At 38.7% G+C, this 6,153-nt stretch carries 4 protein-coding genes; 1 reads left to right on the forward strand and 3 read right to left on the reverse strand.

Going from position 1 to position 6,153, the window contains the following annotated elements:
• Positions 1 to 157 precede the first annotated feature (157 nt).
• Positions 158 to 1,738 (forward strand): T9SS type A sorting domain-containing protein, encoded by a 1,581-nt coding sequence (locus NT175_07485; protein ID MCX6234552.1) that lies wholly within the window; start codon positions 158 to 160, stop codon positions 1,736 to 1,738.
• 87 nt (positions 1,739 to 1,825) lie between these two features.
• Here the strand turns inward: NT175_07485 and recO are convergent, their stop codons facing one another.
• From recO to NT175_07500, 3 genes are all read right to left on the reverse strand, one after another.
• Entirely contained in the window at positions 1,826 to 2,557 is a 732-nt protein-coding gene (gene recO, locus NT175_07490; protein ID MCX6234553.1) for a DNA repair protein RecO, read from the reverse strand.
• A 9-nt stretch (positions 2,558 to 2,566) separates the two neighbouring features.
• A complete protein-coding gene (locus NT175_07495; GenBank protein MCX6234554.1) occupies positions 2,567 to 4,888 on the reverse strand; it encodes a T9SS type A sorting domain-containing protein in 2,322 nt (773 codons plus the stop codon).
• Positions 4,889 to 5,209: 321 nt separating this feature from the next.
• Positions 5,210 to 5,905 (reverse strand): Crp/Fnr family transcriptional regulator, encoded by a 696-nt coding sequence (locus NT175_07500; GenBank protein MCX6234555.1) that lies wholly within the window; start codon positions 5,903 to 5,905, stop codon positions 5,210 to 5,212.
• Positions 5,906 to 6,153 lie beyond the last annotated feature (248 nt).

Consider the following 6,153-nt stretch of genomic DNA (forward strand, 5'->3'; position numbering starts at 1 on the left):
TCAGAAACAAGATGGGTATTTGGGCTTTTTGTATCTTTACTCATGGAAAAGTTTGTTTAAAAGTTTATACACCTCAAAGATAATGATTATCAATGAGATAACAAACTTTTCCATTTTTTTATGAATAATTCAGGTTAAAAACTTCATTTTAGTTTTGATGATAATATTGTCTTTCCAAGTACACTCACAGGAGTGGATCAGGATTTTTGGGGATAATAAGAGCGAAATCGGAAGTTCTGTTATTGAAACTTACGATAAAGGATATGTCATTGGAGGATACATAATGCCAGATCATCATACACCTCTTTATGGTTGGATCATTAAAACTGATATAAATGGAGGACTTTTATGGGATAAAAAAATCCATAACGATTCATTTTGGGCACCAATTAATGATATCCAACAAACAAATGATGGGGGCTATATAATTAGTGGATCAACCAGAGAATATGATCCGGCTTATGATCCATTCATTTTAAAACTAAATGCCTGTGGTGAAATGGAATGGTGTAAAATTTACAATACTCCCGAAAACATGGATTTTGCCGTCAGAATATTTCAACTTGACGATGGTGGATATATTTCATTATTCTGGTATTACGCATGTTATAATACCAGACAAAGGATGTGGTTGTTCAGGCTGGATAAAGATGGTGAATTGTTATGGAATAAAGTTTACCGCGATACCCTATCCAGTACTATTAATGAAAACTGTAATGATTTATTGATTACAAAAGATAAAAATTATGTTTTAACCGGCTTTATTGATCATGAAGATGAGCCTGGTTCGAATTGGTATTGGATTAAACCCTACTGGGCTATCATTGATAAGGATGGTGATCAATGGGATCAGACGATTTGGTGGGCTTTTACACAATATCATGGATTTGCTTATGATTCTGAAGAAGATTCCTTCTCGAACATTTACAGTTGCGGAGAAAATCATTATAATCTTGAAAACTTTTGTCCTGTATTATTCAAGTTGGCTCCAAGTGGGGACACTTTGTGGCATAAAGATTTGATTGAAAATACGGAACACGGATCAGCAAATGTTTTAAATCTGTACAATGATTCAACCATAGTAATTGGTGGGGGATGGAATTATCCAGGGAATGAATGTTGCGATATTGCATTAATTAAAACAGATACATTAGGAAATGTTCTAAAAATAAAAATTCTTAAAGAGGATGTATATGCTCCGGTCTCAATGATTAAAACTTTTGATGGTAAGATAGTAGTTATTGACAATTTTGTAATAAATGGTACCAATTGGGATCTTTATATGTTTAAAGTAAATGCCGATCTCGAATACGACACCATTTACACACAGCCCTTCACCTACGACAGCCTTTGTCCTCATCCCATCGTATCGGACACCATAGAGATGGACTGTGATGTGGTTGTCAACATTCCTGAAGAACCTGAAAAGGAATATACTGCACCGCTCAAGATTTGGCCCAACCCTGCTATCGATGAAATCCACATCAAACTGCCGGAATATATTGTAAACCAACAAAAAAACGAACTCTTTAATGTGACCCATTTTAACCATCAGTACCAGGAAAAGGCAGCACTCCAATTCTATGATATCTTTGGCAGAAAAGTCTATGAACTGATTCTCACTAAAGGACAAAAAGAGGTGGTGGTCAACGTCTCTTTCCTGGTAAAAGGGATATACATAATACGGCTTTTATACAATGGCTCACAGGCAAGCACGGGGAAGTTTGTGAAGGAGTGAATTCTTTGAATAGCCAACATCCAATATCCAAACCCAACGCCAATGTTCAATGAACAATGATCATTGATCCTTGATCATTGTTCATTGTCATTTCAGCACTTCCCTCAAGACGAGATGTGACCGTATCTCTCCAAAAGCAAGTATATGCAAACGATAATATTCGATGATCTTATCAAGCAAAATCATGCGGTCTTCACTTGTCAGCCTGAGGCATGATATTTCCTCATAGCCGGCACTCATCAAATGGCTAAATGATGCACTTAGTTGCGGGGGAATGATATTATCATGAACGGGTCGATAAGCACTGAAATGGCCTTCTTTCAGATCAAAATAATTTTCCGAAGCCTTGTTTTGTGCCTGAGGAAAAAAACCAAGATAACGGGTCAGCTGAACCGCAAAAAACAGATGAAAATTGGCGACCGGCCTATCGGTTACATCCAGAAACCTGAAAGTCTCAAAGATGAAATTGAAAAGAGCCGGGTTGGATTCTTCCTCATATATGGTTTTATATAGAAGTTCATTGATAAAAAGACTGATCGAGCTTTTTCGGATATCGAAAGGAATGGACTGATAATTCAGGGCACTTTTTATCTCCTTGACATGCTGTATACTTGACTTTTCCTTATGATAAACGACCATATCCACCAGAGATCCATGCTGCAGGATGTTGGGTTTGATCTTTGAACTTTTGCCGCGAACACCTTTAAAGAGATAGGTTTGCAATCCGAACAGTTCGGTGTATATCTTGACAATCAGGCTGGTTTCGCCATACTTAATTTGATGCAGGACAATGCCACGGGTTTTAAATAATCGTATCACGATTATTGACTAATTGATGACCAGTATTTTAGTCACAATGGTTTCGGATCCGTCTTCATTACTGATATAGACCATATACACACCTGTGTGCGCCTTGTCGCCTTCAAAATTCCTTCCATTCCAAATAGCTTGTCCACCCTGAGCCTTAGTAGCATATATTAATGTGCCACTGACATCGGTGATCTTTACATCGGCATTTTGCACAAGTCCTTTGATGGCTATAGGGCCGTCATAATCCTCCCTGACCGGATTGGGATAAGCATACACATTATTATTCACCGGTTTCGGAGGCGTTGCTGTGCTACGATAGGATATAACACCCTTTGATGTTCCGAAAAAGACTTCTCCGTTATTATTAATGACTATACTGGTAATGGAGTTCGATAACAATGGACTGTTTTCTTCGGTGAAATGGAGCAACTGTTTGGTGCCATCCGACGACATGAGGAATACACCTGCTTTATCCGTGCCAAACCACTTTTGGTTGGCTCCATCTATGGTAATGGCTGTCACAGCTTCTGTTTCAAGAAGATATTGTACATATCCGTCCTGAATCACCAGAATACGCTGAGCATCATAATTCCCGCCGGTGAAGACATTTTCAGGGGAATAGATAACAGCGACCCCCTCATCCGAGCCCATCCACAGTTCTCCGTCCTGATCCACGGCAAAGCTCAGTATTTTCAGGCCAGGTAAACTGCCATTACCGGCATTGGCATTAAGTTTCTGCACCCTGTCATCGGATGGATCGGAAATCGTATTGTTGTCATTGAATACCACAAGGCCATGGTCTCTGACAAGCATCCATTTCTGGCCGGACATGTCGATTATCAATTCGCCTATATCGATTCCAGTTGCTAATGATCCGAGGTTGAGGGCCTGCCAAGTGCCATCAGGCGATCTGACTGATAATACAGAACCGGCATTAGAATTGGCAACCCACAAATTGTTGTCATCATCAAAACATAACCCTCCGATATTAATTTTCTCAGTGCCGGTAAAAGGCTGCAGGGAGCTGTTTTCATCGGTATAAACAATTGCCAGTTCCCTGTTAAAGAACTCAAATAAACCATAACCCCATGAACCGGCATAAACACGCTTTTCGTCAGCCGGGTCAACAGCTACACAAACCATATCCCTCACAGGATCCAACTCGGGAACAGTACCTGCATCCAAAGTTTTCCATTCATTGTCTATGAAAGAAAATAAACGGCCGGTCTTCCAGATATTATTCCAGGAACCGTCACGGCCGCCGGGAACCACCCACACATCCTTACCGGTTACAGACATATCAAATACATCAGGTGATTTGGGACCATTCGGATGGATGACCTCACCGGTCCAACCGGAGTTATATGTTTTCACTAATCCGACGTAACGGTCAGCAATCCAGACAAATGCGTCTTTATCAATAATGGCATCCAAAGGAGACAAGCCGATGTTACTGGGCAAATAAGTAAAATAAACGCGTGTCATTGTGGTGTCATAAATATCCACATTGCCATTATTGGCAATGACAAGCCGGTTGTACATCGATGTAATATTTTGACATCCGGTCGTATATCCGGGATCAAAGCGCTGCCAAGAACCATTTGTATGAACATAGATGCTGTCGGAACCATATAAATCGCTGGCATAATTTGTAAATATCCTGTGGCTGAAATACTCAATAAAATTGTACTTCACATCAGGCAAGGGCAATGACATGTCTTTTGTCCAGGAGTTGTAATCTGCCAGGTTGGGGCTTTCGAGAGAGGCCTTGTAAATACCACTTTCAGTGGCTGCATAAATGGAGTCATGATCATCAAATGAAATATCCCATATATTTATCTGCCCTCCTTCCGGTCCGATATAATAGGTGTCATATATTTCTTCCTTGTCGATATCCAATACCACTATTCCAAATCCACAGGATAAATAGGCATATTTATCCCTGAAAGTGACGTTATTGATGGTTTTATTTCCCAGAATGGGTTTTCGTTTGATATCTGAAATATTGATGATCTGGTTATCTTTGATAAGATCTATATTTGTGTTGGTATAGGCTATAACCAGGGTTTGAACGTCCGGAGTGAAGTTTATTACGCTTATTCCGACATCCGACAGGCCGCTGACCTTCGTCACACGTTGTACACTGTTATCCTCCTTGTCATAATAAAACATTGCGCTGGAAGTAGCGCAATAAATCCTGCTTCCGGCTTCGGTGACTGAGATACCGGTATAATATGGTAAATGATCTCTCCATTCACCTATGCCAATTTCCTGGGCTGAAACTTTGAATAGAAATGCTAAAATGGTGACACTTAAAATGAATGTACTGAAAATTCTCATCACTATGGATTTTATCTTGCAATATTAGTAATCTTTTCGCATCAATTAACTGACATTTCTCTTATTTATTGTCTATCTGTATATTATAAAGCATGGTTACAGGATAAACATTCATTAAGACAACCGCCTAACAGGACAGGTTGCCTGCATCTCACCTCCAACTTAAGGTTTATTTATAAACAAATTTGGTTAATTTTGGTTTTATGAGAAACGGTTTTCGTAGGTGGTCTATCTGATTAGGACAGATTTAATTCAAAATTAAGGTTATTTTTTATTAACCGTGGAAGGTCTGGGATTATTAAAATGACAGATAGCTTGTTTCTATCCTTTCCGGCTAATGTTTAATAAAGCATTTTCATTAAGAATTTCAAAGCGGTCGCCATCAACACTGATAATACCCTCATCCTTAAACTCCTTAAGGATACGGATGGCGCTTTCCTTAGTCATGGCCGACAAATCAGCGATATCCTGACGTGATAACCTGCTTTCGAATTTATTCGCTTTATGTATGGCCTTTGCAAGATAGAGCAACGTATCGGCCATTCTGCCTGGCATCTGTTTTTGCGTAAGATTCAGTATTTTATCGAAATTCTTTATGTCTCTTTCGTTAACATGTCGTAAGAGCTCAAAGGCAAAACCTGAATTTCGGCTGACGACTTCTTTGATAGCATCCACATGAATAAAACAGGCTGTTGAATCCTGTAAGGTGGCAACAGTAAAATGATGCACATAATCAACAAATAATCCGGGCCCTCCAACTATCTCACCCGGGAGCAAGATTTTAAGGATCAGGTTCTTTTTATTGAATCCTTCAATGTAAATTTTTGCCATTCCGGATGTAAGACAGGCAATATGGGTAAGGGGGCTGCCCTGTTTGAACATAATCTCACCCGTATTGAATATGACTTCATTACGGTACTCGTTGATAATCGTGAGTTCTTCATCGGACAGAGAACGGAAAATATTGAATTTTCTTTGACAACCAACACAATTAGAGGTTTTTAAATAAGTTGCCATGAAAACATAGAATTAAATTTTATCTTAGAAAATTTTTATTGCTAAAGTCCTCAGAATTAACTATCTTTAAATCGATAAACTTTATAGTTGACAAATATCAATAAATTTTTGATTTAACCTGAATTATTCATAAAAAAATGGAAAAGTTTGTTATCTCATTGATAATCATTATCTTTGAGGTGTATAAACTTTTAAACAAACTTTTCCATGAGTAAAGATACAAAAAGCCCAAATACCCATCTTGTTTC

Source organism: Bacteroidota bacterium, from assembly GCA_026391695.1.
GTDB lineage: Bacteria > Bacteroidota > Bacteroidia > Bacteroidales > JAGONC01 > JAPLDP01.